At 42.5% G+C, this 26,235-nt stretch carries 23 protein-coding genes and 1 other annotated feature; of the genes, 9 read left to right on the top strand and 14 right to left on the bottom strand.

Annotated features, from left to right (window positions below; translation table 11 throughout):
* The first annotated feature begins 53 nt into the window (after positions 1-53).
* The 3 genes from AB1K91_RS01495 to AB1K91_RS01485 all read left to right on the top strand — a co-directional run bounded on the left by AB1K91_RS01495 (position 54) and on the right by AB1K91_RS01485 (position 4,224).
* Positions 54-2,039: a S9 family peptidase gene (locus tag AB1K91_RS01495; RefSeq protein ID WP_413087561.1), complete on the top strand. Its 1,986-nt coding sequence runs from the start codon at positions 54-56 to the stop codon at positions 2,037-2,039.
* 14 nt (positions 2,040-2,053) lie between these two features.
* Entirely contained in the window at positions 2,054-2,650 is a 597-nt protein-coding gene (locus AB1K91_RS01490) for a pyroglutamyl-peptidase I (RefSeq protein WP_413087560.1), read from the top strand.
* Between the two features lie 209 nt (positions 2,651-2,859).
* Positions 2,860-4,224, top strand: coding sequence for a sodium-dependent transporter (locus AB1K91_RS01485; RefSeq protein ID WP_413087559.1), 1,365 nt, complete (start codon positions 2,860-2,862; stop codon positions 4,222-4,224).
* Between the two features lie 248 nt (positions 4,225-4,472).
* Here the strand turns inward: AB1K91_RS01485 and AB1K91_RS01480 are convergent, their stop codons facing one another.
* From AB1K91_RS01480 to AB1K91_RS01470, 3 genes are all read right to left on the bottom strand, one after another.
* Positions 4,473-5,105 carry a copper homeostasis protein CutC gene (locus tag AB1K91_RS01480; protein WP_413087558.1) on the bottom strand — a complete coding sequence of 211 codons (633 nt, stop codon included), beginning with the start codon at positions 5,103-5,105 and terminating at the stop codon, positions 4,473-4,475.
* Positions 5,106-5,155: 50 nt separating this feature from the next.
* A complete protein-coding gene (locus AB1K91_RS01475) occupies positions 5,156-6,277 on the bottom strand; it encodes a hypothetical protein (RefSeq protein ID WP_413087557.1) in 1,122 nt (373 codons plus the stop codon).
* 247 nt (positions 6,278-6,524) lie between these two features.
* The gene (locus AB1K91_RS01470; RefSeq protein ID WP_413087556.1) at positions 6,525-7,487 is read right to left on the bottom strand and encodes a helix-turn-helix transcriptional regulator; all 963 of its coding nucleotides are present in this window, start codon (positions 7,485-7,487) and stop codon (positions 6,525-6,527) included.
* 109 nt (positions 7,488-7,596) lie between these two features.
* On the opposite strand from AB1K91_RS01470, the gene AB1K91_RS01465 reads away from it, so the two are divergent.
* Positions 7,597-8,076 (top strand): GyrI-like domain-containing protein, encoded by a 480-nt coding sequence (locus tag AB1K91_RS01465; protein ID WP_413087555.1) that lies wholly within the window; start codon positions 7,597-7,599, stop codon positions 8,074-8,076.
* A 22-nt stretch (positions 8,077-8,098) separates the two neighbouring features.
* A complete protein-coding gene (locus AB1K91_RS01460) occupies positions 8,099-8,563 on the top strand; it encodes a DUF8821 family protein (protein ID WP_413087554.1) in 465 nt (154 codons plus the stop codon).
* 215 nt (positions 8,564-8,778) lie between these two features.
* Here the strand turns inward: AB1K91_RS01460 and AB1K91_RS01455 are convergent, their stop codons facing one another.
* The 6 genes from AB1K91_RS01455 to AB1K91_RS01430 all read right to left on the bottom strand — a co-directional run bounded on the left by AB1K91_RS01455 (position 8,779) and on the right by AB1K91_RS01430 (position 15,736).
* Entirely contained in the window at positions 8,779-9,120 is a 342-nt protein-coding gene (locus AB1K91_RS01455; protein WP_413087553.1) for a darcynin family protein, read from the bottom strand.
* Positions 9,121-9,191: 71 nt separating this feature from the next.
* The gene (locus tag AB1K91_RS01450; protein WP_413087552.1) at positions 9,192-9,782 is read right to left on the bottom strand and encodes a Crp/Fnr family transcriptional regulator; all 591 of its coding nucleotides are present in this window, start codon (positions 9,780-9,782) and stop codon (positions 9,192-9,194) included.
* A gap of 105 nt (positions 9,783-9,887) precedes the next feature.
* Positions 9,888-10,736 carry a PRD domain-containing protein gene (locus AB1K91_RS01445; RefSeq protein ID WP_413087551.1) on the bottom strand — a complete coding sequence of 283 codons (849 nt, stop codon included), beginning with the start codon at positions 10,734-10,736 and terminating at the stop codon, positions 9,888-9,890.
* 30 nt (positions 10,737-10,766) lie between these two features.
* Positions 10,767-12,221 carry a glycoside hydrolase family 1 protein gene (locus AB1K91_RS01440; protein ID WP_413087550.1) on the bottom strand — a complete coding sequence of 485 codons (1,455 nt, stop codon included), beginning with the start codon at positions 12,219-12,221 and terminating at the stop codon, positions 10,767-10,769.
* 5 nt (positions 12,222-12,226) lie between these two features.
* Positions 12,227-14,071 (bottom strand): beta-glucoside-specific PTS transporter subunit IIABC, encoded by a 1,845-nt coding sequence (locus AB1K91_RS01435; protein ID WP_413087549.1) that lies wholly within the window; start codon positions 14,069-14,071, stop codon positions 12,227-12,229.
* Between the two features lie 375 nt (positions 14,072-14,446).
* Positions 14,447-15,736: a glycosyltransferase family 2 protein gene (locus AB1K91_RS01430; RefSeq protein WP_413087548.1), complete on the bottom strand. Its 1,290-nt coding sequence runs from the start codon at positions 15,734-15,736 to the stop codon at positions 14,447-14,449.
* A 701-nt stretch (positions 15,737-16,437) separates the two neighbouring features.
* Between AB1K91_RS01430 and AB1K91_RS01425 the strand changes: the two genes are divergently transcribed.
* Entirely contained in the window at positions 16,438-17,121 is a 684-nt protein-coding gene (locus AB1K91_RS01425; RefSeq protein WP_413087547.1) for a restriction endonuclease, read from the top strand.
* A 372-nt stretch (positions 17,122-17,493) separates the two neighbouring features.
* Here the strand turns inward: AB1K91_RS01425 and AB1K91_RS01420 are convergent, their stop codons facing one another.
* Positions 17,494-18,339, bottom strand: a complete 846-nt coding sequence (locus tag AB1K91_RS01420; RefSeq protein ID WP_413087546.1) for an SAM hydrolase/SAM-dependent halogenase family protein — start codon at positions 18,337-18,339, stop codon at positions 17,494-17,496.
* Between the two features lie 113 nt (positions 18,340-18,452).
* Positions 18,453-18,725 (bottom strand) — a binding site (T-box leader).
* 269 nt (positions 18,726-18,994) lie between these two features.
* Between AB1K91_RS01420 and AB1K91_RS01415 the strand changes: the two genes are divergently transcribed.
* The 3 genes from AB1K91_RS01415 to AB1K91_RS01405 all read left to right on the top strand — a co-directional run bounded on the left by AB1K91_RS01415 (position 18,995) and on the right by AB1K91_RS01405 (position 21,481).
* Entirely contained in the window at positions 18,995-20,047 is a 1,053-nt protein-coding gene (locus tag AB1K91_RS01415) for a tetratricopeptide repeat protein (protein WP_413087545.1), read from the top strand.
* Between the two features lie 15 nt (positions 20,048-20,062).
* On the top strand, positions 20,063-20,254 hold the full coding sequence (locus tag AB1K91_RS01410) for a hypothetical protein (protein WP_413087544.1): 192 nt from the start codon (positions 20,063-20,065) through the stop codon (positions 20,252-20,254).
* A 252-nt stretch (positions 20,255-20,506) separates the two neighbouring features.
* Complete coding sequence (locus AB1K91_RS01405) at positions 20,507-21,481, top strand: Gfo/Idh/MocA family protein (protein WP_413087543.1); 975 nt, start codon at positions 20,507-20,509, stop codon at positions 21,479-21,481.
* 41 nt (positions 21,482-21,522) lie between these two features.
* Here AB1K91_RS01405 and wrbA read toward each other — a convergent pair whose 3' ends face one another.
* The 4 genes from wrbA to cstA form a co-directional block, all read right to left on the bottom strand.
* Entirely contained in the window at positions 21,523-22,134 is a 612-nt protein-coding gene (gene wrbA / locus AB1K91_RS01400) for an NAD(P)H:quinone oxidoreductase (RefSeq protein ID WP_413087782.1), read from the bottom strand.
* Positions 22,135-22,329: 195 nt separating this feature from the next.
* On the bottom strand, positions 22,330-23,265 hold the full coding sequence (locus tag AB1K91_RS01395; RefSeq protein WP_413087542.1) for a ring-cleaving dioxygenase: 936 nt from the start codon (positions 23,263-23,265) through the stop codon (positions 22,330-22,332).
* Positions 23,266-23,286: 21 nt separating this feature from the next.
* Positions 23,287-23,907, bottom strand: a complete 621-nt coding sequence (locus tag AB1K91_RS01390; RefSeq protein ID WP_413087541.1) for a nitroreductase family protein — start codon at positions 23,905-23,907, stop codon at positions 23,287-23,289.
* A gap of 219 nt (positions 23,908-24,126) precedes the next feature.
* A complete protein-coding gene (cstA, locus tag AB1K91_RS01385) occupies positions 24,127-25,920 on the bottom strand; it encodes a carbon starvation protein CstA (protein ID WP_413087540.1) in 1,794 nt (597 codons plus the stop codon).
* Positions 25,921-26,235: the final 315 nt, after the last annotated feature.

Raw genomic sequence — 26,235 nt, 5'->3', positions numbered from 1 at the left:
ATTTTGGAGCAGGAACAAATAAATGGATATCCCGGGACAGGAGGCAGCAAATTATGACCAAAAACAGCCTCTCCGCACAAGATTTGTTAGAATTTTCTTTCTTATCGGACCCACGGCTTTCACCTGATGGCAAGTGGGTTGTTTTTGTTAAAAGAGTTATTGATGAGAAGGAAAAATATCAATCAAATGTATTCCTAATGCATGTGGATTCAAAGGAAATCACACAATTCACTCAAGGTAATTTCTCCGATGTGCAGCCGAGATGGTCATCTAATGGACGAGATATATTCTTTGTTTCTAATCGATCTGGAGAGCAGCAGATATGGAAAATTGCTTTTAACGGTGGTGAAGCAAGTCAGGTTACCTCTTTTAAAAGAGGTGCTTCTCAGCCTGTTTTGTCACCAGACGGGAAGAAGCTTATCGTTACCGTACCGCTATCCGCAGCAGACAGCTTGGAAGAAAAGGAAACAAAAACGGAAAAGACAGAGGAAAAACTAAAACCATATATCACAACGAACCTGCAATACAAGTCCGATGCAAAGGGTTTTTCAGACGAAACCTTTGATCATCTCGTATTAATAGACTTGGAAACTGGCACACAATCCTTACTAACAGACGGGCAATACGATCATCATTCTCCTGCATTTTCACCAAATGGAATGCATGTCGCATATAGCGCCAACCGTTCAGGGGATCCGGAGCGGACATTTTTCTCAGATATTTATCAATTGGATTTAACTACGGAGCGTACAGAAAAACTCACGAGCAGCGACAAAGTATTCTACACGCCAAATTACTCTCCAGATGGTACAAAGCTATCCCTGCTCGGTGATGATATGGAATACACAGGAGCCACCCTTACGAGAGTATGGACACTGGATCTTGCAACAAAGGAACTCTCCTGTTTGACGAAAGAATGGGATGTGGAATGCCATGATGTTGCAATCAATGATATGGGCACAGGTGCTGCAAGTGCTGGCGCCGTTTGGAGCAAGACAAATGATGCCCTATTCTTCTTGGCAAGCGAACTAGGATCCACTAGCTTATATCAAGTGACATTAGATAAAAACATCACCAAAGTTGTTGGTGGGAAACGCCAGGTTTATGCGTTTAGTACTGGTAAAAATCAGGATCGGTTTGTGTATGCAGTAAGTCAGACCGGTATTCCTGGCGACCTATTTGCATCGACCTTAACAGGCGGTGAAGAGCAGCGTTTAACAGCTGTGAACGAGCAGTTGCTTCAAACGAAAACATTATCTATTCCCGAGGACTTCCGCTTCAAAGCGATTGATGGAACCGAGCTGCAAGGCTGGATTATGAAGCCAATCGGCTTCAAAGAAGGCGAAACGTATCCACTTGTTTTAGAAATTCATGGCGGTCCACACGCGATGTACAGTCATGCTTTTATGCACGAGTTTCAGGTGCTTGCTGGAAAAGGTTATGGTGTCCTATTCATGAATCCAAGAGGAAGTCATGGCTATGGGCAGCAGTTTGTCGATGCCGTACGCGGTGACTATGGGGGCATTGACTATGACGATGTGATGGTCGCAGTAGATTATGCTTTGGATAACTTTGATTGGATTGACGCATCGCGCTTAGGTGTTACTGGCGGAAGTTATGGCGGTTTCATGACGAACTGGATTGTCAGCCATACGAACAAGTTTAAAGCAGCTGTCACGCAGCGTTCGATTAGTAACTGGCTCAGTTTCTATGGTGTGAGTGATATCGGCTACTTCTTTACCGAATGGGAGCACAAAACCACTGTTTTGGAAGATCCCGAGGAGCTGTGGAGAATCTCCCCACTCCGTTATGTAAAAGATGTACAAACGCCACTGCTCATTTTGCATAGCGAAAACGATTATCGCTGTCCAATTGAACAAGCCGAACAATTGTATATCGCATTAAAGCAGCAAAAGAAACCTACACGTTTTGTACGTTTCCCTAAATCAAACCACGAGCTGTCACGAAGCGGAGATCCTGGTTTACGTATTATTCGTCTTGATGAAATAACAAACTGGTTCGATGCGTATTTAAAATAAAGGGAGTTGTAGAATTGAGCATATTACTTACAGGATTTGAAGCTTTTTTAGGGATGAACTCCAACCCTACAGAAGTGATTGTCCGCAGCTTGGACGGAGAAACGATAGATGGGAAAAAGATAATCGGCAAGGTGCTCCCAGTGGATTTCACAAAAACGTCCAGTATCATCTTAGAACATATCGAAAACTACCAGCCCTCTGCTGTCATTTCTTTAGGACTAGCTGCTGGTAGAAATAGAATCACCCCGGAAAGAATCGCGATAAACTGTATGGACGGAGAAGCGGATAATAGCGGAAATCAGTATGACGGACAAAAGATACTAGAGGATGCACCTGATGCCTACTTCTCGACATTGCCAATTAAAAATATGACAGCAAAACTGCAGGAACATAACCTGCCAGCCAAGATTTCCAACACTGCCGGCACTTATCTGTGCAACCAAACGATGTTCACCGTCAGACACCACATCGAAACAAATAAGTTGGATATGGTGTCAGGATTTGTGCATATACCAGCACATCACGAATTAGCATTAAGCAATTCTAAGCTGCCTTCTTGGTCAGTGAAGGATTTGGAAGAAGCTGTGCGGGTTATTATTGGGGAAATTTAAAATTCGTTTTGGAACGCTAAGAAGTATTAACAGATAAGGCCACTCTTGTAATACAGGGGGGCCTTATCTTATTTCAACTGCCTTTAACCTATGCTCTATTCAGCTGTCCCTTTTCTATAATGTTATTTTTTAAAATTATCTGTCCATTAAGCAGTAATTATGCTACTATTCTCCTATTAATATTGTTTAATCTGAATAGGAGTTGCATCATGTCACAAGAACACTGGAAATCGAAACTAGGTTTTATCTTGGCAGCTGCTGGTTCTGCCATTGGCTTGGGAGCCATTTGGAAATTCCCTTATATCGCAGGTACTGGCGGAGGCGGCGCTTTCTTTCTAATCTTTTTACTTTTTACTGTTATACTAGGCGCGCCGCTTTTGTTAGGGGAATTTATCATTGGCCGCAGAACAAAGCTTGATGCTGTTTCGGCTTATCAAAAGATTGCACCTGGATCATTCTGGACTGTCATCGGCAGACTGGGTGTCGTCACTTGCTTTATTTTATTATCATTTTACAGCGTTGTTGGCGGCTGGATTATTATTTATCTGTTTGAAGCAATCCGCGGCAGCCTCAATGGGCTAACACAGGATGGATATGGCACGTTGTTTAAGGACATCATCGCCAACCCTGGCCCGACACTTTTCGCTCAGTTTCTTTTTGTGCTGATTGCCATCCTTGTGGTTGCCAAAGGGGTGCAAAAAGGGATTGAAGTAACAAGTAAAATCATGATGCCGGCGCTATTTCTCTTATTCGTTGTCTTAGTCATTCGCTCTGTCAGCTTGGACGGCTCAATGGAAGGCATTAAGTTCATGCTGGTTCCTGATTTTTCTAATCTGACATCGGAGTCAGTATTATTCGCACTTGGACAAGCATTTTTCACTTTATCTGTCGGTGTATCCGTCATGGTTACTTATGCTTCTTACCTGCCAAAGACGCAGCATTTGCCGCAAGCGGCTTTTTCCATCATTATCATTAATATTTTTGTAGCGCTTTTAGCAGGCTTAGCTATTTTCCCTGGAGTCTTCTCCTTTGGGATGGAACCTGATGCTGGTCCGGTACTGATATTTGCTGTCTTGCCAGCAGTATTCAGCAATATGCAATTTGGTACCATATTCTTCATCATCTTCCTGGTATTATTCTTATTTGCAGCTTTAACCTCCGCCTTCTCTATGCTGGAGATCTTTGTGGCTGCCACGACAAAAAAAGACAACACCAAGCGCACAAAACGAACATGGCTGCTCGGCATGTTGATTTTCTTGGTCGGAATTCCGTCCTGCCTGTCATACGGCGTGCTTTCTGACTTCCTTATATTCGACAAGACGATATTTGACTTATTCGATTACACAGTTAGCAATATTTTAATGCCATTGGGAGCATTGCTTATTTCACTCTTTGTTCCACTAAAAATGAACAAAAGCGTGCTTTATAAAGAATTGAAACTTGGATCGAATGTTGGCAGGGTATTCTTTAACGTCTGGTATTATTTATTAAAATATGTCACGCCAATCGCTATCATTATTGTCTTTTTAGATATGCTTGGGCTTTGGGATTTGATTTTTGGTCTATTTTCATAAGTGGATGGTCAAGAGGACGAAGTTACGTCCTCTTTTATTTTGATTTACAAATCCAATCTAAGACGAAGAGGGCTGGGATCTCACTTCCTATGAAACAGAATTCAATAAAGCCCATCAAGACAAAAACTATATTATCCATTAGAAATGGCCCCTTCTGCTCTCACAGAAAAGGCCCACTTTCATAAGCTCTGTTTATTTTTCCTTTTAGAAGTATACATATATCATTCTTGGAGTTTAGTATTTCACGTTCAACCAACTATTTTTGTCCCATGAACTTCTCTGACATTCAATTCAGATATGATGAAGTCAAGGTTTTTATTAGAAACTCCTCCACCAGGGAGGATAATGATTCTGCCATTTGCATACTCGATATATTCCTTCAACCTGACTAGGTTATCTTCAATCTCTGTATCTAACGGACCTCCATGGGTAAGGATTCGATGCACGCCGTGTTCCACCAGCCAATCAATCGCCTTAAGCTGATTTTCAGGGCTTATTTGATCAAATGCCATGTGAAAGGTTGTCTCCATCCCTTTTGCTAAATCCAGTAAGGTAATCATAGCATCTTCATCAATCCAGCCAGTGTCATCTAAACAACCAAGCACAACGCCATCTGTTCCTAATTCCTTTAAATGAACAAGATCCCGCTTCATCATATCCACTTCTTCTTTACTGAAAACAAAACTTCCGCCTCTTGGCCTTACCATGCTCATAACCTTCATGTTTTTACCGTGGCAATAGTTAATCGTTACTTCCGCTACACCGTGACTTACTGTTGTACCTCCTACTGCCAGATTGTCACACAGTTCAATTCGGTCAGCACCTTTGGCAATTAAGTCGGGGACATTCGTAAAATTCTCTACACAGACTTCTTTAAGCATATTTATATCCACCTTACTTATGATATGAGTTTCAGTCGCCCTATTACTGACTATTGGTAATTAACAAAAGCAGGTGCAGGATCTAGTTCCAGAACCTCTTCCGGTGTCATGACAGGTTCGTCCTTCTTATAAAACACCTTGAATCCTCCATATTGGATAGGCTGATTATGTACAAGCTGATGATAACCTGATCGTTTTAAAGCTGCAATTCCATGGCCATCATTGTTCAGCACCACTTCCACGTTTTCTGTGGGATGGATAGCTTCTTTATTATTGATAATGATGTCTGCAAATTGGTGAACGATGACAAGCTTGTCAGGAAGTCCATTCTCAGATGATAGATTTGATACATAATCAATAGCTTCTTGTACATTCTCGCCATCGACATGCCCCAAATCTTCGCCGGGAACTTGCCCTTCTTTCACATGAAATTCCGTATCAATGGCCAAATGGACATAAGGCAATTTCAAGTATTTCTCCAATGATTTTACTTGGTTCATGATAGAGTCTTGACCCAATTGAACATCCAGAATCAGCAGCGCATTATTCTTTTCGGCTAACTTCGCATATCTTTCAATGTCCGCATCAGCTGTCGCATGCATATAAAGACCATCATCTCCAGGATTTCGCTGGGCAACAGTTGCAATTAATTCGATAGCTGGAATAGCCGGTCTATCAGGGTCCAGTTCCGAATAAGCCGTGGTTTGGTCTTTCAATTTCCCCATTAATTCCTCCGGGCTGTACTCTCCCAGAATCCCCATGCTAGTAGAATCAGGATGACCATAATAAGAAACGATTCTATTTTTCTGAAGCGGTCCGTCTGTTTTATCTTCCGTTCCTTTTTCCAGGGTTTGACCTAAAGGAACACTTCTTTCCGTGTCATCCCCATGCGCCTCTGTTTTTGGCATTTCCGCCAGCTGTTCACTCGAATAATGACTTTCTAGCGGTTGAGCCGCCTCAGAAGGTTCCATAGCTTGATAGTTTGCCTCAGACGCAGATTTCGGAGAACTTGTCACTTTCTCATCCGCATCATGCTGCTCATCCGAGCTCATTTCCGACTTTTCATTTGGCTTTGGCTCCTGGTCTTGGGAAGTTGCTTCATGCGAACAGCCCGATAGCAAAAGAGCCGGAATGACTGCAAGGCAAGCACCTGCCAGAATTCGTTTTTTCACTTTATCCCACCTGTTGTTTAAGAGTATTTCATATGTTGAAAGTGATTCTGCATCAAACAAATGAATATTATAAATCTATCATAAATTAAAAGCTGCATATTAAACTTACCACCTGAAAGTTAAAATAAACCTTCGCCGAAAGTTCTCCCTTTAAAATCGGATCATGCGTGTTTTAAGCACGTTTTGAAAATAGGGGTAACTAGCAACTTGCCAAGCTCAAAATCATTTGTGTTTTATCCTGCTCTGATTATGGGCAGTATAATCCTAATCTCTCTTGTAAACCTTCTAAGACTTCTTTTGGAACTTCCTTGACCTTGATATCTCCACCAAGGAAAAGTAGCCAATTTATTATTTCGGTCAATTCTTCTGAATTATCAACATGGATGAAAGTCTTTAGAATGGCTGTAGTTTGGTAAGGATTCACATAGGAAAGAGAAACTTTTAAAGGATGGTATTTTTTGAATTGGGCAATCGCATTTGGTCCAAGTTCAAGGACAAGGTTAATTTCTTCCTCCTGCTTACTTAGTTTTTCTAAAATCTTTTTCTTACTTAATCTTTTTTTCGCAGGGTATGTTTTGACATTGGTGAGATTGTCGACAGGGAAAGTCAGCCTCTTTTCATCCTTTAAGTCAAAGCCCTCAATCAGCCAAAATCCTTTTTCATGATAAAGGTGCAAGAGATAAATGGGATAAGACTGTATTTCCTTCCCTTCTTTGATGAAAATCAATAAATAGCTATCCAAAAGAAGGGTTTCGATGAGTTTTTCTAACATAGGATGGGGTAAATCTGAAAGTTCAAGTAGGTCGGGATTATTGGGGTTGGTCCCTTCAAAAAGTAAGATTTTATTTAAAAGAACAAGGTCATCTTGCTGGTTTTCTGAAATGAGGCCTAGTAATTTTTCAGCTAAAGACTGACGACTCTTTAGATAAGGGAGTTGTTGATTTCTTGTGGCCATAAAGGCTATAAATAGAGCCTTAATCTCATTATCAGTAAAGCGAACAGTTGGCAGGACAGAGTTATTCATAACAAAATACCCACCATCCCTACCAACTTCAGCGACAAGCGGCATCCCCATGGCTTCAATTTCTCTAATATCCCTAATAGCTGTCGAACGGGAGATGTTAAATTCCCGCATGATTTCAGAAATTGTAAAGTGGGTCCGATTATTGATATACCGCATGATGATATTAATCCGTTCAACTTTTTTCATTTGAGCCTCCTAAACAGTATCATTTTTTGACATGATTTAAGGGTATTATAAACTCATCAAGCGAAAAGGCAAATCATTTTATAATTTAAAAAGGGAGAAGGTTTTGATTATGAAAAATTATATTCTAGAAGAAAAAGACAGCTTCACTGTGTTAGGTATTGGAACGGAGCTTAAGAGCGATTACACAGACTATGCTGGCATAAACAAGGAAAAGCTAGACTTTTGGGAGGCGGTAAAAGAAGATGGAAGGCTTGATACATTAAAGGCTATAGCCACAAATGACTACATTTTTGCCGTGAACGAAGCGGTGAATGACAAGATGATGTATTATGCTGGTGTCATGACAGAGGCTTCGATATCAGAGGAATCCAGGGTTATCCAATTTCCCAAAGGAGAATACCTGGTTGTGAAAGGGGATGGACAAACGGCTGATGAGTTGAGTAACAAGCTTACTGGCATTGCCTTTGGTCAAGTCCTGCCAGAAGCAAAGAATTTTGCCTATGTTGGCGGGCCAAATGCAACGGTTGAGATGGGGCAGCGTAACGGCGTAGTTTTTGGTGAAATGTGGATTCCTGTTGTAAGGAAATAAAGAGATAAAAGGAGCGATGGAAATGTCCTATATCGTTGATTTTAAAAATGTATCTTCAGTTGGTTTAGAATCTTCACCTGTAGTAGAAGCCCTTGCTGGTTTGCGTGCTAATGAAGCTCGTTACTTTATGAATAAATACAAACATGAATTTACGGTTGTACCAGCTAGCGAAAGTCAGGAGACCCTTGATTATGTGAATCGAATTCTGAAAGAAGAACGTAAGATCGAGTTTGCAGCCAAACCTTTGGAAACGTCGCGTTTTCAAGTGGAAAATATCAAATGGGCCTACGTCTTTTATGAGGATGGCCTTGAGGTCAACGTCATGTATACGGTTGATAACCCTAAGAAGCGAGCCGTTGGTTTTAAGCTTTCTGAAGGGATGGAGGTACCAAAGGAGTTAGAAGGAAAGTTTAAGTTTGCTAGACAGAAGTCTAAACTAGCTGGTACAATCAGGGGCTCGTTTTTTGTAATTAAAGGAGAATATTAAAGTAAGCAAAAAATTCAAAAAACACCAACAACCATTCATGTACCAAATGTCCATCTAGACAATTCAAATAACAAAACAACTTCTCTCCACAAATTAGAGATGCTGATATTTTTTTCATAAAACCTCACTTGTCACTCAAAAATAAAAAGGATTAGCCCTTCCCGAAAACACAGGGAGGGCTATTTTTACAGCATCATTATAATTACAAACCTGAGTTAATTATCCAGTTCTAATTTTTCCTTTTCATAAGACTGAAATGCGTTTTCCATACCCATAATAACATCTTTAATTTTCATATACCCTTTAGTGTATGGAATGGAGTCTCTAATTTCTTCCCACATAAAGTGATAAGACTTCATATCATCTGTTTCGCATATTACAAAATCTGTGTAGTCCTTTCCCGGCAGGGCTTCTGCATCAAAGAAACGCACCTTCACGTGTTCTTCATATGTTTGCATGATTTCCTGCAGCGAGGAAGCATATCTTCTGCGCTCCTCACGTGGTAAAGCAAGCCAGGATGGATAGAACTCTAGTAAAACAATCATCATATATCGCATAATGCATGCCTCCGATTTCCCTGTAATGTCATTAGTTTACTTACGAGCTATAGAATGTGCATTAACATAGGTTAATTTCCAACCGTATGCAGCAGTCTGCTCAGTGAAACAGGCGATATACCGATATACGATGCAATATGATATTGCGCAATACGCTTTTCCAACCCGGGATATTTCAATAGGAAGGCTTGGTATCGTTCTAAAGCCGGAAGATACAGCAGCTCCCTTTCACGCTCCTCTTTTCTTGTGTATAGTCTCTCAACACTTATTCTGACAAACCGTTCCCACATATGACTTTTATTCATAAGTTCTTGAAGTAACAAATAAGGTATTTCGATAACTATTGAGTCTTCCATGGCTTCAATACTGAATGTGGACGGTTGACCATCAATCATGCTTGCGTAGGATGTGGCGAAATCATTTTCCAAGGTGAAGGCTACATTGTATTCCCTGCCGTCCGGCAATAGGCAAAAAAGGCGGAACAGTCCACTTGTACAAAAATAAGCATGCTGGACAAGCTGACCTGTCTCGATGATACATGTCCCTGTTTTTATTTGTTTTATCGACGTTCCATCCTTGAATGCTAGCCACTCTTTTTCTTCTATTGAAAACCGTGATAGTATACCCTGTAAAATACAATATGGATCTGTTGTTTTATCCATTGATTGGCACTCTCCATTTGCAATGTAAAATTATCTACTATCAGCATAATCCAATTATATGCAGTAAACAAATAGCCCCCACTGCTCTCACAGAAGGGGCTCTCTTCATTTCAACTGCTGATAAGACGCCAATCGATGGATATGCACCGCCAAATACGCCAGCTCCTCTTTCGGCAGCATCGTGCCGTGTACCTGCGAGATGTAGTTCTCAATCTTGAAGGCAATGTCCATGGCTTGCGGGTACAGATTGGCGATTTGTTCGAACAATAGATTTTCCGGGTCGTCGAGCATGCTGTCTGCGTAGAAGCGCTCGACGAAGAATTTCACATGGGTAATGAAGCGGCCGTAATGGATGTTGTCGGTATCCATTTTGATTTGCAGGGCGTAGCGGACAAGGTTGACGATGCCGCCGATCATTTTGGCGTACTTCATCCCATCGTTGGATTCCTGCTTTTCGCCTTGGGCGTTGATTAGGTGAAAAGCGATATTGGCTGCTTCCTCCTTCGGCAGCTCGATTTGGAACTGCTTGTTGATCAGCTCCAACGCATACGTGCCGATTTCGAATTCCTCTTGGTAGAAATTCTTGATCTCCCAGAACACGCGATTCGTAATATTGATATTCTTTTTATAGCGTTCCACTGCGAAATGCAAATGGTCCATCAATGTGAAATAGATGCCGGTGTTCAGCTTGGTGCCGAGCTGCTGCTCGGCGTGCTGGACGATCTGCTGAGTCAGGTCGATAAATGCTTGCGGAATGGAATCCAGCAGGCGCAGAAACTCCTTGGCTTTGGCATTTTCGATCGGCATGAATGTCTGGTCGGCTTGATCTTCTTTGATGGTACTGCCAGCTTTCTGGCCATAGCCGATTCCTTTGCCGAACAGAATGAATTCTTGTTTCTCCTTGTCCTCTACCAGTACGACGCTGGAATTGAGTACTTTTTTAATCTTGATCATCAGCCTCACCTATCCTCTGCGGATTATCTATCAGTCGAGGTCTTCCCCGTTGCTTTCTATCACTTTTTTATACCAATAGAAGGAGTCCTTGCGTTTACGTTCCAGTGTGCCATTGCCTTCGTCGTCCTGATCGACGTAAATGAAGCCATAGCGTTTCGACATCTGGGATGTGCCGGCACTGATGATATCGATTGGACCCCAGCTCGTGTAACCGAATAGCTCAACACCCTCTTCGACCGCTTCCTTCATTTGACGGAAATGCTCGCGGAAGTAGTCAACGCGGTAATCATCATGGATACTGCCATCGCTTTCGACTTCGTCTTTGGCTCCCATGCCATTTTCGACGATGATAAGCGGTATTCTGTAGCGATCATACAGCTCCAGCAAACTGATCTTCAACCCGATCGGGTCGATCTGCCAGCCCCAGTCAGTAGCTGGTAGATAAGGGTTTTTGACTCCCTTAACTGTGTTACCCGCTGTTTTTTCCAAGCCATCTTCCATAGACTCTGTCAGGGACATGTAGTAGCTGAAGGATAGATAGTCGACTGTGTTTTCCTTCAGGATCTCCAAGTCACCATCTTCCATTTGAATATGGATGCCTTTGCGCTCGAGCTTTTTCAGTGTCAGGCGCGGGTACTCCCCGAATACCTGAACATCCGCATAAAAGTAGTTTTGCAGATTCTTCTTCAACGTGATCTCCACATCTTCCGGCTTACAAGTATTCGGATATGTTGTAAGCTTTGTCAGCATACAGCCGACCTGGCTGCCAGGGATGATTTCATGACAGTCTTTTGTGACAAGGGCTGAAGCGACAAACTGATGATGCAGCGCTTGATATACCTGTTCTTCTTCCTTGCCTTTTGGACACTTGTCCGGAATGATGCCGGCTGTTGTGAATGGGTGACGATTGATGCTGTCAATTTCGTTGAATGTAAGCCAATACTTCACATAGTCCTTATAGCGATGGAAACACACATTAGAAAAGCGGACAAAATCATCAATTACTTTGCGCTCGACCCAGCCGTTGTATTTTACGCTGAGTGCCAATGGCATTTCATAGTGGGACAGCGTCACAATCGGCTCAATGTTGTGCTTTTTCATTTCCTTGAACAGATCATCATAGAACTGGAGACCTTTTTCGTTTGGCTCTTGTTCTTCTCCTGTTGGGAATATGCGGCTCCAGGCGATGGAGACACGCAATGCTTTAAAGCCCATTTCAGCGAATAATGCCAGATCTTCCTTGTAATGATGGTAGAAATCGATGCCGCGGCGTTTTGGATAATATTTATCGGTCGGATCGTCCATCGCTTTTTGGACGACCTCGGAGGAAATTGCTACATGGCCTTCGTAATCATCAAGACTCAGATCGGAACGGTAGCTCGCTACATCGGCAACACTCATACCCCTGCCGTCTACATTCCAAGCACCCTCTGCCTGATTGGCGGCAATGGCGCCGCCCCATAAGAAATCCTTTGAAAATGTCATCTGATTCAGCCTCCTAGTTGGGTAATGACCATCAGCTTGTCCTGATGGGTAACGTTTTCTTGTTTGTTGATTTGAACATCATATTTGTCGGTATTCGTAATGATTGCGAGTGTGACTGGATCAAAGCCGGCTGCTTTGATTTTCTCGAGATCGAATGTGAGCAGCACATCGCCTGCTTTCACTTGATCGCCAACCTGGACCCGTGGCGTAAAATGCTCCCCGCCAAGCTGTACCGTGTTGAGTCCGACGTGGAACAATATTTCCGCTCCTGTTGCTGTCTTCATGCCGAGCGCATGGTTTGTTTCAAAGATCATCGAGATTTCTCCGTCCACCGGTGCATATAGCTCCCCTTTGGATGGGATCACTGCGATGCCCTCCCCCATTGCTTTGGACGAGAATACTTCATCATCCACTTGTGACAGCGGTATCATTTTACCTGCTACTGGGCTGGTGAATGTTTCACCTTTCCCGATTTTCTCCGCGAACTTTTCTTCTTCTGGCTGCACTTGTTCTTTGTCTTTGCCCAGTATGAACGCAGCGACAAATGCAACGACGAACGATAGGACAAATCCTATTGCAGCATACAGTATGTTACGAGGCAGATCCTCGGATAGGAACATACTCATGCTTGCCAAACCTGGTCCGACGACAACGAATGCTTGCAAACCAACAATACCAACGAAAGTACCGCCTACGAATGCTCCAATCATAACACTCGTAAGCACCTTTTTGTTTTGTAATGTGACACCATAGAGTGCTGGCTCTGTGATTCCAAAGAACGCCGAGATGCCGGCGGAAACAGCTGTTGTACGGAGTCGTTTATCCTTCGTGCGCAATGCGATGGCAAAGCAGGCGCCGCTTTCGGCAATGTTATGTGCCAAGGAAGCTGGCATGTACAATGCTTCACGTCCAGTCCCGCTCAAAGTTGTCAGTGCGTAAGGCAGCAAAGCTTTATGCATACCCATGGCAACCATGAACGGTAGCACACAAGCAAGCAATGCGACCGCTAACCAGCCGACATACTTGAAGACCCAAAGAATTACTGCTGCGAAGCCTTGACCGAATGTGTAACCAGCAGGACCGAGCAATAGCAATGCAATCGGCACTGTAATTAGAAGCGACATCATCGGTACAAAGAAAATTCGAATCGGTTTCGGTGAAAAACGCGTGAACAGCCTCTCCATCTGTGCATAGAAAAGGACAGTCAGGATCGCCGGGAATACTTGATAGGCATACGCGATATTTTGCAGATCGAACGAAAACAGCTGTGCACCTTCTGTCAGCAGAGCAGTCATGTTCGGCAAAATCAAGGCGCCGACTGCTGATAACGCAACCAACGGATTGACCTTCAATTTATTAGCAGTGGTAACAGCCACGAGCAATGGCAGGAAGTACAATGGCGCATCTCCGACCATGTTCAATATCTGATACGTCTGACTGTCGGATTCCAAGATTCCGAACAAAGCCAGCAAGAGTAACAGCGACTTCAGGATGCCGCCGGCGATAGCTGGTACGAGCGGCTGGAATACCCCGACGATGAAATCAAGAAGCGTAGCGCCGATTTTTTTCTTCTCTTTCGGCTGTTCAGCAGCTTCTTCCCCGCCAACATCTCCGACAAGCTTCTGCAGCTCCTTGTAAACTTCAACCACATCATTCCCGATAACAACCTGGCATTGTGCTGTCATTCGGACAGCGATTACACCTGGTGTACTCTCTAGCGCCTTTATATCCACCTTCTTGTTATCGACAAGCGAGAAGCGAAGACGCGTCGAGCAATGACCTAGATGGGCGATATTTTCCTTGCCCCCGATATGCTGCAGAACATCTCTTGCGACCTGTTTGTAATCCATTCCTAACCCTCTCTTCCTCGAATGCGACGGGTAGAAAGAAAACAAAAAAGGACCTAATACGGCAAATGAAATATCTTGCCGAATTAGATCCTGCCTGCATTACCAGTCACATGTCTAATGGTTTATATTTAACTGACTTCAGTATAGGCGATAAAAATGTAAGCGTCAACATTTTTCTTTGATTAATATGGTTAAATTTATTCATATCCTACGGGAGACGACAACAGCTCGGCTTGCGTTTATTCGCCTTACTGAAAATAACATTTGATTTAAAATTATAGAAATAATAATCTGATCATAAAAAACCAGACCCACATTATAGGTCTGGTTAAAATCACGCTCCTCCATACGTGAAGGCTGTAAAGTGTTTGCTAATCATGACCTTGAACGCAGATCATCGAGCGATTTCACAACCGTATGAGGTATCGGCTTCCATTCAATTTTCTTGAAGAGCGCAACGATGGATATTGGCAAATACGTAAATAGGAAAAGCGGGAAAGTGAAGAGATAAAATATTTTTTTCCAGTTTGGGCAGCGGATTTTTTTCCACTCCATGATTGTTGTGATTAGGCCGATTCCGAGCAGGAGGCAATAAACCCACAAAATGCCGGTCAATCCCCCTATCAGATACGTCTGGAGCAGTCCTTTTCCTTCGAATGGAACGAGTAGAAGGATCAATCCATTTCCGATAAGGCTGAGCATGGATACAATCACTATCGGCAGGATCGTCATCATCATATCGAAGCAGGAAAATCGATATCCTTTTCCGCGGATCATACCTAGCAATAGCTCTTTCCCATATTTGATGAACACCTGATAAAATCCTTTTGCCCAGCGTAATCGCTGCTTCCAGGACTGACTGAATGTAGACGGCTGTTCATCATAGAATACAGCACGGCCGCAGTATCCTATCTTTTCACCCTTGATGATCCGAGAGACGGTAAATTCGATGTCTTCGGTAAGAAGATGGTGCACCCAGCCGCCATTTTCTTTAATGACATCCGAATGAACCAAGAATCCCGTTCCTGAAATGACGCAACTCGTGTTGAGATACATTCTTGGCCGGTTAAGAAACTCGGCTTCATACAAAAACCAGAGTGCATATCCAGAGGTGATCCAATTCTGATCATAGTTTTTGGAATTCCGATAACTTGTAATGACCTTATAGCCTTGATCAAAGGTTTTGTTCATTTCTGCCATATAATTCTCATCAAGAAGATTATCAGCATCAAATACAAAATATCCATCATAATGCTTGGATGCATAATCCGTCTCAATGACGTTCAGCAAGTGGTTCAGCGCGTACCCCTTCCCGACCTGCTTCTGGTTAAAGCGCTCTGCCACGATCGCCCCAGCTTCCCTGGCAAATTGGGCTGTGTGATCTGTACAGTTATCAGCTATCACATAGATATCAAACAATTCCTTCGGATAATTCTGGTTTTTAATACTTTTGATCAGCTGCCCAATGACAAGTTCTTCATTCCGAGCCGGAATTAAAAAAGCATATTTACGAAGCGGAACTTCCTTCCCTCCTGGATGTTTTTCCCTTCTTGCTTTGAACGCAATAAGGATGTACACAACTTTATAGACAAAAATCAGGGAAAATAATATTCCTATGTAAAAAACAAATTGACTTAAAATATCTAACACATCTCTGACCATCATACACCCCACATCTCAGAATCTAGCCTGGTAGTATAGTTTTTTATTTTTCTGTTTTTGCACAAACAATTTGTTTCTTAAATAATTTATTAAGAATCTGTAAAAAACATATGAGTCCCAGACTCATTCCTTACCTTTTGACTGCTTCCGATATTGCGAGTGAAGTCCTCCATCCTGCTGAGTAGATACACCAACTTCAGATACCTAATGAACTGCCTTTCTTATTAATCATTTTGAAATACGCTGATATCAAACACGGTGACCATCTTATAAAATTCTTTTCTCTGTACCTACATACAGAATGTAACAAAATTGGCTTGTGTTCTAAAAGGCTATTTCTATTAAGATTTTATTAAATGTTCAATAAAAAGCTCCGCATACATCAATAAGTAGCTAATTATGGCCGCTGTACAAAGTTCTGTGTTCTAAAGCATTGTCCAATGACTATTTGTTTCAAATACAAACATCACCCTGGTAACAAACATGCCAACACCAACTGTGGCTCCTCCAGATATGATCTTAAGTTCTGGGGGGAAGAGAATCTTTAATAAACGTAAAAAAACCGAGAGATCTTTGTCCCTCGGGTTAATTTATTTCTTCTGATTTATATTTCTACGCCCCAAACTCATTTTAAACATTTTACATTTTCCCCCATTTCATTATGGTAATATATATTTAAAAGATTCGGTAAAGAGGTGTTGCTGTTGCTTGATAATCCCGTCATCATACAGTTACTTGCTTATGGTTTTTGTATTGTTATGCTATTATTCCTTTTAAATTTACTGTTATTTCTTTTTAAGGTGATAAAACGATTGACTTATAGGGATCGTTTATCAAAGTCTGGAATGAAAGAAATCGATCAGATGGATGGGATTCAATTTGAGCATTATTTGAAGACCCTCTTTAACGAATTAGGTTACAAGTCAATTGTTACACAAGCTTCGCATGTCTTTGGGGCGGATCTTGTGTTAAAAAAAGATAATGAAAAAATTGTCATACAAGCAAAGCGATATCAACTAAAAAATACTGTTGGTATGGATGCTGTACAGCAAATATTTGCTGCCAAGACATACTATCAGGCTGATGAAAGCTGGATTATCACTACGAGTGCTTACAATCCTTCCGCATTAAAACTTGCGGCAGCTTGTAACGTACAAGTCCTGGATCGCAATGACCTCGTTTCATTTGTTAATAAAATCAATCCAGAAATCAGAGCTTCTGACATTTTACAGCAGTTTCATACACAGGAAACCCCTTGTCCGAGATGTGAGGGCAAACTCATCATAAGAGTTAAGAAAGCTACACAAGAGAAATTCTTGGGTTGTTCCAATTATCCTTCCTGCAGACAAACCGCTCCCTACACTTCCATCACTGAGAGTACAAGCTAATTCCAGTTCATTCAACCAATATATATTGAAGACATTTCTAACATAAATTAAAGGGGCTTAGGCTAATGTACTTTATCTCTGGTGCTATTTTCATTTCCGCTTCGATCGTCATGTTCTTTTTTATCGATTTGTTCTCTAGGATTTTTCCGCAGGAAGTAATGTTGCTTGATGAAGATGTAATGCAAGGCTACTTTAGTACAGGTTCTTTATTGTTTCCACTTATATCGGGGATACTTGGTATTTTTTTAATTCTTCTTCAGTTTATACTCAAAGGAAAAACAAAATAAGGGGTACCTGGTTTTATTAAGCAGGCGTCTGTCAATCTTCTTTAGAAAAAGTCCCCTGTACGATACTGTAAAATCCGTCGTTCTTCTATAAGATAACTTTCCGAATACATATCTTCCAATTCGGACCTGATTGCACGTGATAAGCTTGTGCAAATGAGCCTTGATTCATGGCCACACCGATTTTATCCAGTGAATTCACGTAAAGCAGCGGTTCGCCCAAATGGCTGTCTGCAAAAGAGCGGCCGAAGTTCATATTGTTTTTATATACCTGTCTTGTGCCATTTTCAATCTTCACTTCAAATGATTGCCCATATTCTGCATTTAATTGCTTAAACAGCTCACGATCGATATTCGTCCATGGATTGCCAAAGCGAATATCAAGGATATCGATCGTGCCCGTAATAATTTCTTCGGAGATAACTGCCTCCGTTACCGGCAGTTCGATAATTTCCTTTACAGCAATCACTGGTCCGACTTCTTCGAACGGTATCACGCCTGCAGCCAGCCGCGCACCTGTGAAGGCGTAAATGTCACGGCCATGGAATGTGTACGATTCACCTGATTTTGGCAGACGGTTTCTATCTTCATCGATCAATCTTGCCTCTTTAATGCCAATATGCTTCTTTATTTGAGTCAGTGTTCCATTATCAGGTGTCACGATGTAATGATTTGATTCGGTTTTTACGACGATACTCTTCCGTTCAGTCCCCACGCCGGGATCAACGACAGAAACAAATACCGTATCCGCTGGCCAATACGCTATCACTTGATAAAGACGATAGGCGCCTTCCCAAATATTGTACGGCGGAATATCATGCGTAAGGTCTAAAATCCTCATTGACGGATCCACTGATAATGCCACTCCATACATCGCGTTGACAGCCCCGTCACCCAATCCGAAATCTGTTTGTAAAACCAGAAATTCACTCATGCTTACTCCCCCGTTCTCATCCGTAACAATCTTATTTACCAAGTACTGATTTGATGCAGATTGCCTTTTGTTTACTGTTGAATAAAACAAAAAACCACGTCCTTATCCAATTGGATAAGGACGTGGTTATGAACACGTGGTGCCACCTTACTTTACTGCATGCTTGCGCATGACAGCCTCATCAAGTACAAAAGAATAGGTCCCCTTTTATACTGTGGTATGGATAACGAGCACCAACCCTCGCCGGAACCTACTAGCACTAAAATAGTGTTTTCAGCACAGAACTCCGAGACCATTGTTCAGATTCGCATAATCGCTTCTTTTCAGCTGCCGAAGCTCTCTGTGTAGAATGACTGAATCTTACTTATTCTCTTCATCGCCGATTTAATATTCAAATAATTATCAATTTATTGACTATTATAATTTGATGGGATAAAGTATGCAAGTCTTTCCTTTAAGATGTTAAACTGTTTCCATGCCCGAACCGCAATTTGACTTATTTGTTCCTTTCTTCCTTTAAGCCTTCAGAAGAATTTGCCGGGACACAGTACAAAAATAGAAAACTCAAATAAGCATAAAAAATCCACTTCGCCAATAACCGACAAAAACTGGTAGAATTATTTTACTACTAACTTTTTCAAAGGAGCTTTGCTTGATGGGACGGAACATCTCGAATCACCTTAATATTGCAGCTCTAATGAATGATTGGGCTGTTCGAATTCGATTTGATAACAAAGAATCTGCCGCACGTATCCATAAAGAGCTTAAGAATCATATTAATGGGTTTGATGACGAGACACTTATCACATATTTTCTGCTTGAAAGCCATCATTTTTTGACAATGGGAGACGCTGAGAATAGCATGCTCTCGCTTGAGAATGCCAAGGAATACGATATTCACTTCAATGACACCCATCGATACTTCCTGCACCTGGCAGAAGGTATATTTTTCTACGATAAAAGAGATTATCAAAGTGCACTACTTTACTTTGAGAAAGCCGAGAATTATATAGAGCAGCTGGAAGATCCAGTAGTGATAGGTGAATTTCACCTCCGGAAAGCTATGACCTTCTATTTTCTTGATGTTACCAATCTATCCGTTCTTCACGCAGCAAGAGCTGCAAAAGAGTTCAGCTCTTCTGATAGTCTGGAATTTTTGCTGGCTCGCACAGAGATGCTGCAGGGTGCAAACCATATGGATCAACATAACTACGAACTAGCTGAAGGATTTCTCCTGAAGGCTTTAGCAACTTTTAAAAAAATCGATAATCAAAACTTCATATCTTCTGCGAACCTTAATCTCGGTGTGCTGTATACAGAGCGTGATCTGCCTGCTGCAGCCATTCCCTACCTCAACGCCGCCTTACAAGGAAAACAAGACCGTATCAAATTGAAAATCCTATACTTATTAGCTGATTGTTATTGGAAAATCAATCAACCTTCCAAAGCGATGGAAATCTATAAAGAAGGATTTCGAATCAGCATTGAAGAAGATAATATGACGAAGAAATGGGAATTCGCAATGCTCCATAAAAAGTATGAAGACAGATTGAATTTTGAAAGCGTCTGGCAGAAGGGAATAGATTATTTCCACAATGTAGAGGATTTTTACAATGTCAGGGTTTTCTCAAAAGAGTTAGCCCGCTATTACACGGAAAAGAAGGAATACGAACTTGCAATGAAATATCATCTGCTGACTCTTAAGTAAAAGAGGAGGATTTGTATGAAGAAAGTTATTTTTGCATTGGTACTGATCGGTACGATTGTTATAAGTAGCTTAGTTGGATATGCAAATCATCATGATACCGCAGAGAAGCAAACCGACCTTGGCAGCATCGTTTTTTCAATGCATGGAATAAATAATCCCTACAAACAGCCTGTATCCTTTTATGGAAGCAGGCTTTACATTATCTAACCTTGAAATCAGCAAATGCTTCTATGATTTGATCAAATCATAAAAACTTAAACGTTTATTGAATCGGAATAAACCATTTTTATAATTTACTATAACTCTTGCTATCAATCTTCCCCTGCGGAACGTTACTGCAGCAAGATTATCATTAAAAAACGGAACTTAACCTGTTTCTTCTGCTATTTAACGATGATATGGAGTACTATGAACGTATAAGATAAATTGTATACACCCCAGAGAGGATGTGGACGCAGATTGATCAATTTTGGTGTTGTCGGAACAAATTGGATAACCGAAAGATTCATTGCGGCTGGCAGACAGCATGGCGATTTCAATGTCACAGCTGTTTACTCCCGTTCGAAAGAAAAAGGACAAGCTTTTACCAAGAAGCATCAGCTTCCTTTATCATTTACTGATATCAGTGAGATGGCCAGGCATGATGGAATTGATGCCATCTATATCGCGACGCCCAATGCTTTGCATGCAAAGCAAGCAATCTTGTTTATGGAAAACGGAAAACATGTGCTTTGCGAAAAGCCATTTGCCTCCAACAGTGCAGAAGTATCATCCATGATCAAGAAAGCAGAACAAGAAGGCGTCGTTCTCATGGAAGCCATGAAGTCAACATTTATGCCGAACTTTCTGGCAGTCAAAGAACATCTGCATAAAATCGGCCCTGTACGATCTTACTTTTCTTCAAGCTGCCGGTACTCTGCATTTTACGATGATTTGAAGAAAGGGTCACTGCCAAACCTATTCAATCCAGCATTATCCGGCGGCGCTTTAATGGATCTTGGCGTGTACACGATCGCCCCCTTGGTTGCGCTGTTCGGCAGACCAACATCCATTCAGGCGATCGGAACCGTCCTTGAGTCGGGTGTCGACGGTCAAGGGCATATGCAGCTTGAATATGAAGAAGTCAAAGCAAGTGTCATGTTTTCGTGTATTACAAATTCCTATCTGCCTACTGAGATCATCGGCGAAAAAGGTACGATAGTGGTTCATCATATAAGCAGCCCCAAAGGAGCGGAAATACATTGGCCTGACGGAACAAAAGAAGATATCAGCAAACCGCAGGGATACGACCCGATGTACTACGAAATAGCTGAATTCATCCAGCTCATCCAAACGAACAAACAGCAGTCTTCGATCAATACATGGGACAATTCCATCATTACAATCGAGATACTCGACCAGGCAAGACAACAAATGGGTGTCGACATAAACTAAAATAAGAGGACACTCCTGAGCGCGAAGTGTCCTCTTTATCATTATTGGTTCCCTTTTTTAACCCATTCTGCAACAGAAACTGTTCGTTTTGCCTGATGTTTCACCGCAGCTTCCACATCTTCGATCATCTTGCCGTCTTGGCCGACAGTCACGCTTGTGCCGTAAGGGTTTCCTCCAGCTGCGAATAGAACCGGATCTGTATAGCCTGGTGTTGCGATGATTGCGCCCCAATGCATCATGGATGTGTAAAGGGAAAGCAGTGTTGCTTCCTGTCCGCCGTGCGGGTTTTGTGCGGATGTCATGGCGCTGACTACTTTATTCACTGTTTTGCCATTTGCCCATAGACCGCCTTGGATATCGAGGAATTGTTTCATTTGGGATGGCATGTTACCAAAGCGCGTCGGTACGCTGAAAATAATGCTATCTGCCCATTCCAAATCCTCAGAAGCTGCCACTGGTACGTCTTTTGTTGCTTCTACTTGCGCTTTCCACGCTGGGTTTGCATCAATGACGGATTGTGGCGCAAGCTCTTGTACTTGCAGTACTCTTACTTCTGCACCAGCTTCTTTTGCTGCTTCTGCTGCCCATTTTGCCATTTGATAGTTCGTGCCGCCCATGCTGTAATAAACTATTGCCAATTTAACGTTTTCCATCATTTCATTCTCCTTTGTTTTTCCGAATAATTTATCCAAAAATCCCATGTAAATTTACACTCCTCTTATATAGTTAGCCTCTATTCATTAATTTATAAGAACCACCCCCATTGATTGCTTCAATAGTTCTGCATGTAATTCTTATGTCATTCATCTCTATTTCGAGATATCAGGATCGTCAGGAAATATGCGCAGTTAATCCAGTTCCCTCACTTCAAATGGCAGCACATGGTTCTCAATTTTCTCCCTATGCTGTTCATACTGCAACGGGAGCATCAAGTTCTCACCCATTGTGTCCCCCGACTCATCAATCGCAAATCCCGGTGGGTCCGTTGCAATCTCAAAAAGAATCTGGCCGTGCTCCCGGAAATAGATGGCATTGAAATAGTTGCGGTCCTGGACGGGCGTCACGCCATAACCCAAGCTAGATACATATTCACTCCAATCAAACTGGTCTTGATCATCACTTGCACGCCATGCGATGTGGTGGACAGTTCCGACACCCATTTGACTCCTGCCGCTCGTTGTCTGTTTGATATCAATTATGTTACCGATGTCACCAGCTGCCTGATAACGGATATAGCTGCCTTCTTCGCCGACTTTCTCAAGACCCATTTGCTCTAGTAGCTGCCCTGTTTCACCAGGTCTACTGGAATAAAGGATGGCGCCGCCGAATCCTTTGATCGCAACATCGGGCGTCACACCGCCAAATGTCCATGTGTTTGCTTCGCCTGCTTCTCTTTCCACGATTTCCAGATGCAATCCATGCACATCATCAAACTGCAAATATGTCTCGCCGAAGCGTTCCGTTTTTGTATAAGCTATGTCGAATTTTGTCAGTCTGTTTTCCCAAAATGCCAGTGCGCCTTTTGGTACGACATAAGATGTAACCCCGACTTGGCCGTCGCCGATTCGACCTTGATATGCATTCGGCCACGGGAAGAAGGTGATGATCGTTCCTGGTTTACCTTTTTCATCGCCAAAGTAAAGATGATATGTTCCTGGATCATCGAAGTTCACTGTCTTTTTCACGAGGCGAAGTCCCAGTACACCAGCATAGAAATCGGTATTTTCCTGAGGATGGCCTACAATTGCGGTTATATGATGAATGCCTTGCGTTTGTTTTGTCATTTATAATCCCTCCCCAATTCTTTATTGATAACTTACAAATTCACTGACGGGCCTGCGATATCCTCTTGGTTTTCTGCTTGCTGTTTTCTCTTTGCCGATGGTGATCATCAGTACGGCTTCATATTGTTCAGGAACATGCAATATTTCTTTTATTTTTTCGGCATCAAAGCCGATCATCGGACAAGTATCCCACCCTTTTTCTTTGGCCGCCAGCATGAATAACATGGCAGACAGGGAAGCATTGCGGATTGCTTCGTCCCGGTGAAATACTTCTCCGCGTTTTTCATAGAAGGAGACTGTATCGTTCACCATCAGATCATATTCCTGTTTATTGATGACACCTAACAGATTCAAGCCTTTATATATGTCGGCAGCTTGGTGGAAGGCTTGTTTATCGCCGAGTACAAGAATGACTGCCGAGGAACTTTCGACCTTGTACTGTCCATTTGCGGCGTCTTTTAGTTTCTGTTTCTTAACTTGGTCCAGTACAACTACGTAATTCGTATGCTGCAGATTGAAGGCTGATGGCCCCAGCTTTACTAAGTTGAAAATTTCATCAAGTTCATTTTTCGAAATTGGGTGATCCGGAAGAAAGTTACTTGCAGATCTCCTCTGGTTGATTAAATCGGTGAATTGCGCCATATTTTCTTCATCTCCTCAATTACCTCGAATTCGAGATATATCATCAAAAGAATTGTTTCGAATTCGAGATATTGGGATAAAAAAATATGAAAACGCTAGAAGATATTTACCTCGAATTCGAGATAATTATATATCATTTAAAATTACTGTGTCAACAGGTTATTATCAATATTTTTTGTACGCAAAAAGACCGGCACCATATGCCGGCCTTTCCCCCTTTTATACAGATTCCCTTCTCAATGCTACATTTGGACGATTCCAATTCTGCATCCAATTGCGGACAGCCGTCACCATGATGACGAGCCCTAATATCAGCATGATGATCGACAAAACGCCATTCAATACATTATAGCCTGCTGCATCTGCATTCAAGTACACATTCGTTACCATCCAGTAACCAGCGTAGTTAACCGTTACGTATAAATATGCAAGCGGGATCAAGCAAGTCAGCATATAACGGCGCTTATCCGCAATTTTCAAGATGATGGTTGCCCCGATGATCAAACCGATGGAAGCCATCAGTTGGTTGGATACACCGAACAGTGCCCAGACGGAGCTGATATCTCCGGAAAACAGCAAGTATCCCCACAGGAAGCAAGCAAGCGCACTGGCAAATATATTACCTGGCAGCCAGTCGACGCGTTTGAGCGGCTTGTAGAACACGCTGCCGAAATCCTGAATCAAGTAACGTGCGACACGTGTACCGGAATCAATCGCTGTCAGGATGAACAATGCCTCGAACATGATCACAAATTGGAAGAAGAACGATGCCAAATTGTCGAACCATGAGATCGACGTGAAGATAAACGTCATCCCCACCGCCAATGTAACGGCTCCTCCAGTCCTGCCTTCCAGGTCAAGTCCGATGGATTCACTCAAACTTGCCAGGTTCACCGTACTCATATTGAGCGTCTGGAATACAGCTGGCGTGGAGTTGATTGCAAAATAGTCTCCTGGATGAAGAGCTGTTGCTGCGATCAAGGCCATGATACCGACCACACACTCTACTAGCATCGCGCCAAAGCCAACTGGTTTGATGTCGCTCCAGCGATTGATCATCTTCGGTGTCGTACCGGAACCAACAAATGCGTGGAAACCTGAAATCGCACCGCATGCAATCGTGATCGAAATGAACGGCCATACAGGACCATTCATCACCGGTCCTCCCCCGCCGACGAATTCTGTGAAAGCAGGCATTTGAATTCCAGGATTCACGACGAATACACCAAGGATCAAAGCCAGGAACACCCCGATTTTCAGGAAGCTGCTCAAATAATCACGCGGTGCCAGCAATAGCCATACCGGCAGTGCTGCCGCAAAAAATGCGTAAATCGGTAAAAGAATGGATAATGTCTTTACATCTAATGTCAAAAAGTCCCCTAATGGCGTATCGACGATAAGCGGTCCGACGAATACGCCTGCCATGATCAGCGCAAAACCAACTATGGTAGCAAGCTTCAGATTACCCGTTTTACGATGATACAAGCCAACAGCCATGGCAATCGGAATCGTGATACCAACCGAGAATGTCCCCCACGGATTCTCTTCCAATGCATGCAATACAACCAAGGATAAGCCTGCCATCGTAATCGTGATGATGAATAGCATGGCAAGTCCTGTACAGAAACCCGCTACCGGACCAAGCTCCCGTTTGGCGATTTCCGCTACGGACTCTCCTTTTTGCCGCATGGATGCGAACAAGACGACCATATCATGGACAGCTCCCCCGATAACTGCACCAATCAATAGCCAAAGCAAACCAGGCAAGTAGCCGAACTGCGCCGCCAGAATCGGACCGACAAGCGGACCCGCTGCCGCAATTGCCGCAAAATGGTGTCCAAATGACACCCATTTGTTCGTCGGCACATAATCCTTGCCATCCTCCAGCTCATGCGCCGGTGTCTTTTTTGAATCATCCAGCTTGAGCACTTTTACCGCCATGAATGTTCCATATAAGCGGTAGACAATCATCAAAATACAAATCGAGCCGATCACCATTGTAATCGCATTCATTTCATTCCGCCCCCTCAAAGCAGAAGTTATCTACCCCTCCACTATACGAGATAAAGTCGTCATTGATAGCGTTTACATCATAGAAAGCGGAATTTATGGGGATGAGTTGCAGGATTGGCAGGATGAAATGCAAAAGAAGGCATCAAAAAGGAGGGCGGCTAATTTCGGTTGTATCACTAAAAACACCAGCCAGGTTATTATGCGATAGATTTATCCTGACAGAATAGATTGTTAAATATAGTTGTTGGATTACATATAATTCTCTCAGCTCATTAGAGAATATGAAATATGCACTCTGGGCTGTCAAATTATTAT

The organism is Terribacillus jepli (genome assembly GCF_047228925.1).
GTDB lineage: Bacteria > Bacillota > Bacilli > Bacillales > Amphibacillaceae > Terribacillus.
This window is presented reverse-complemented; position numbering and strand designations above follow the sequence as displayed.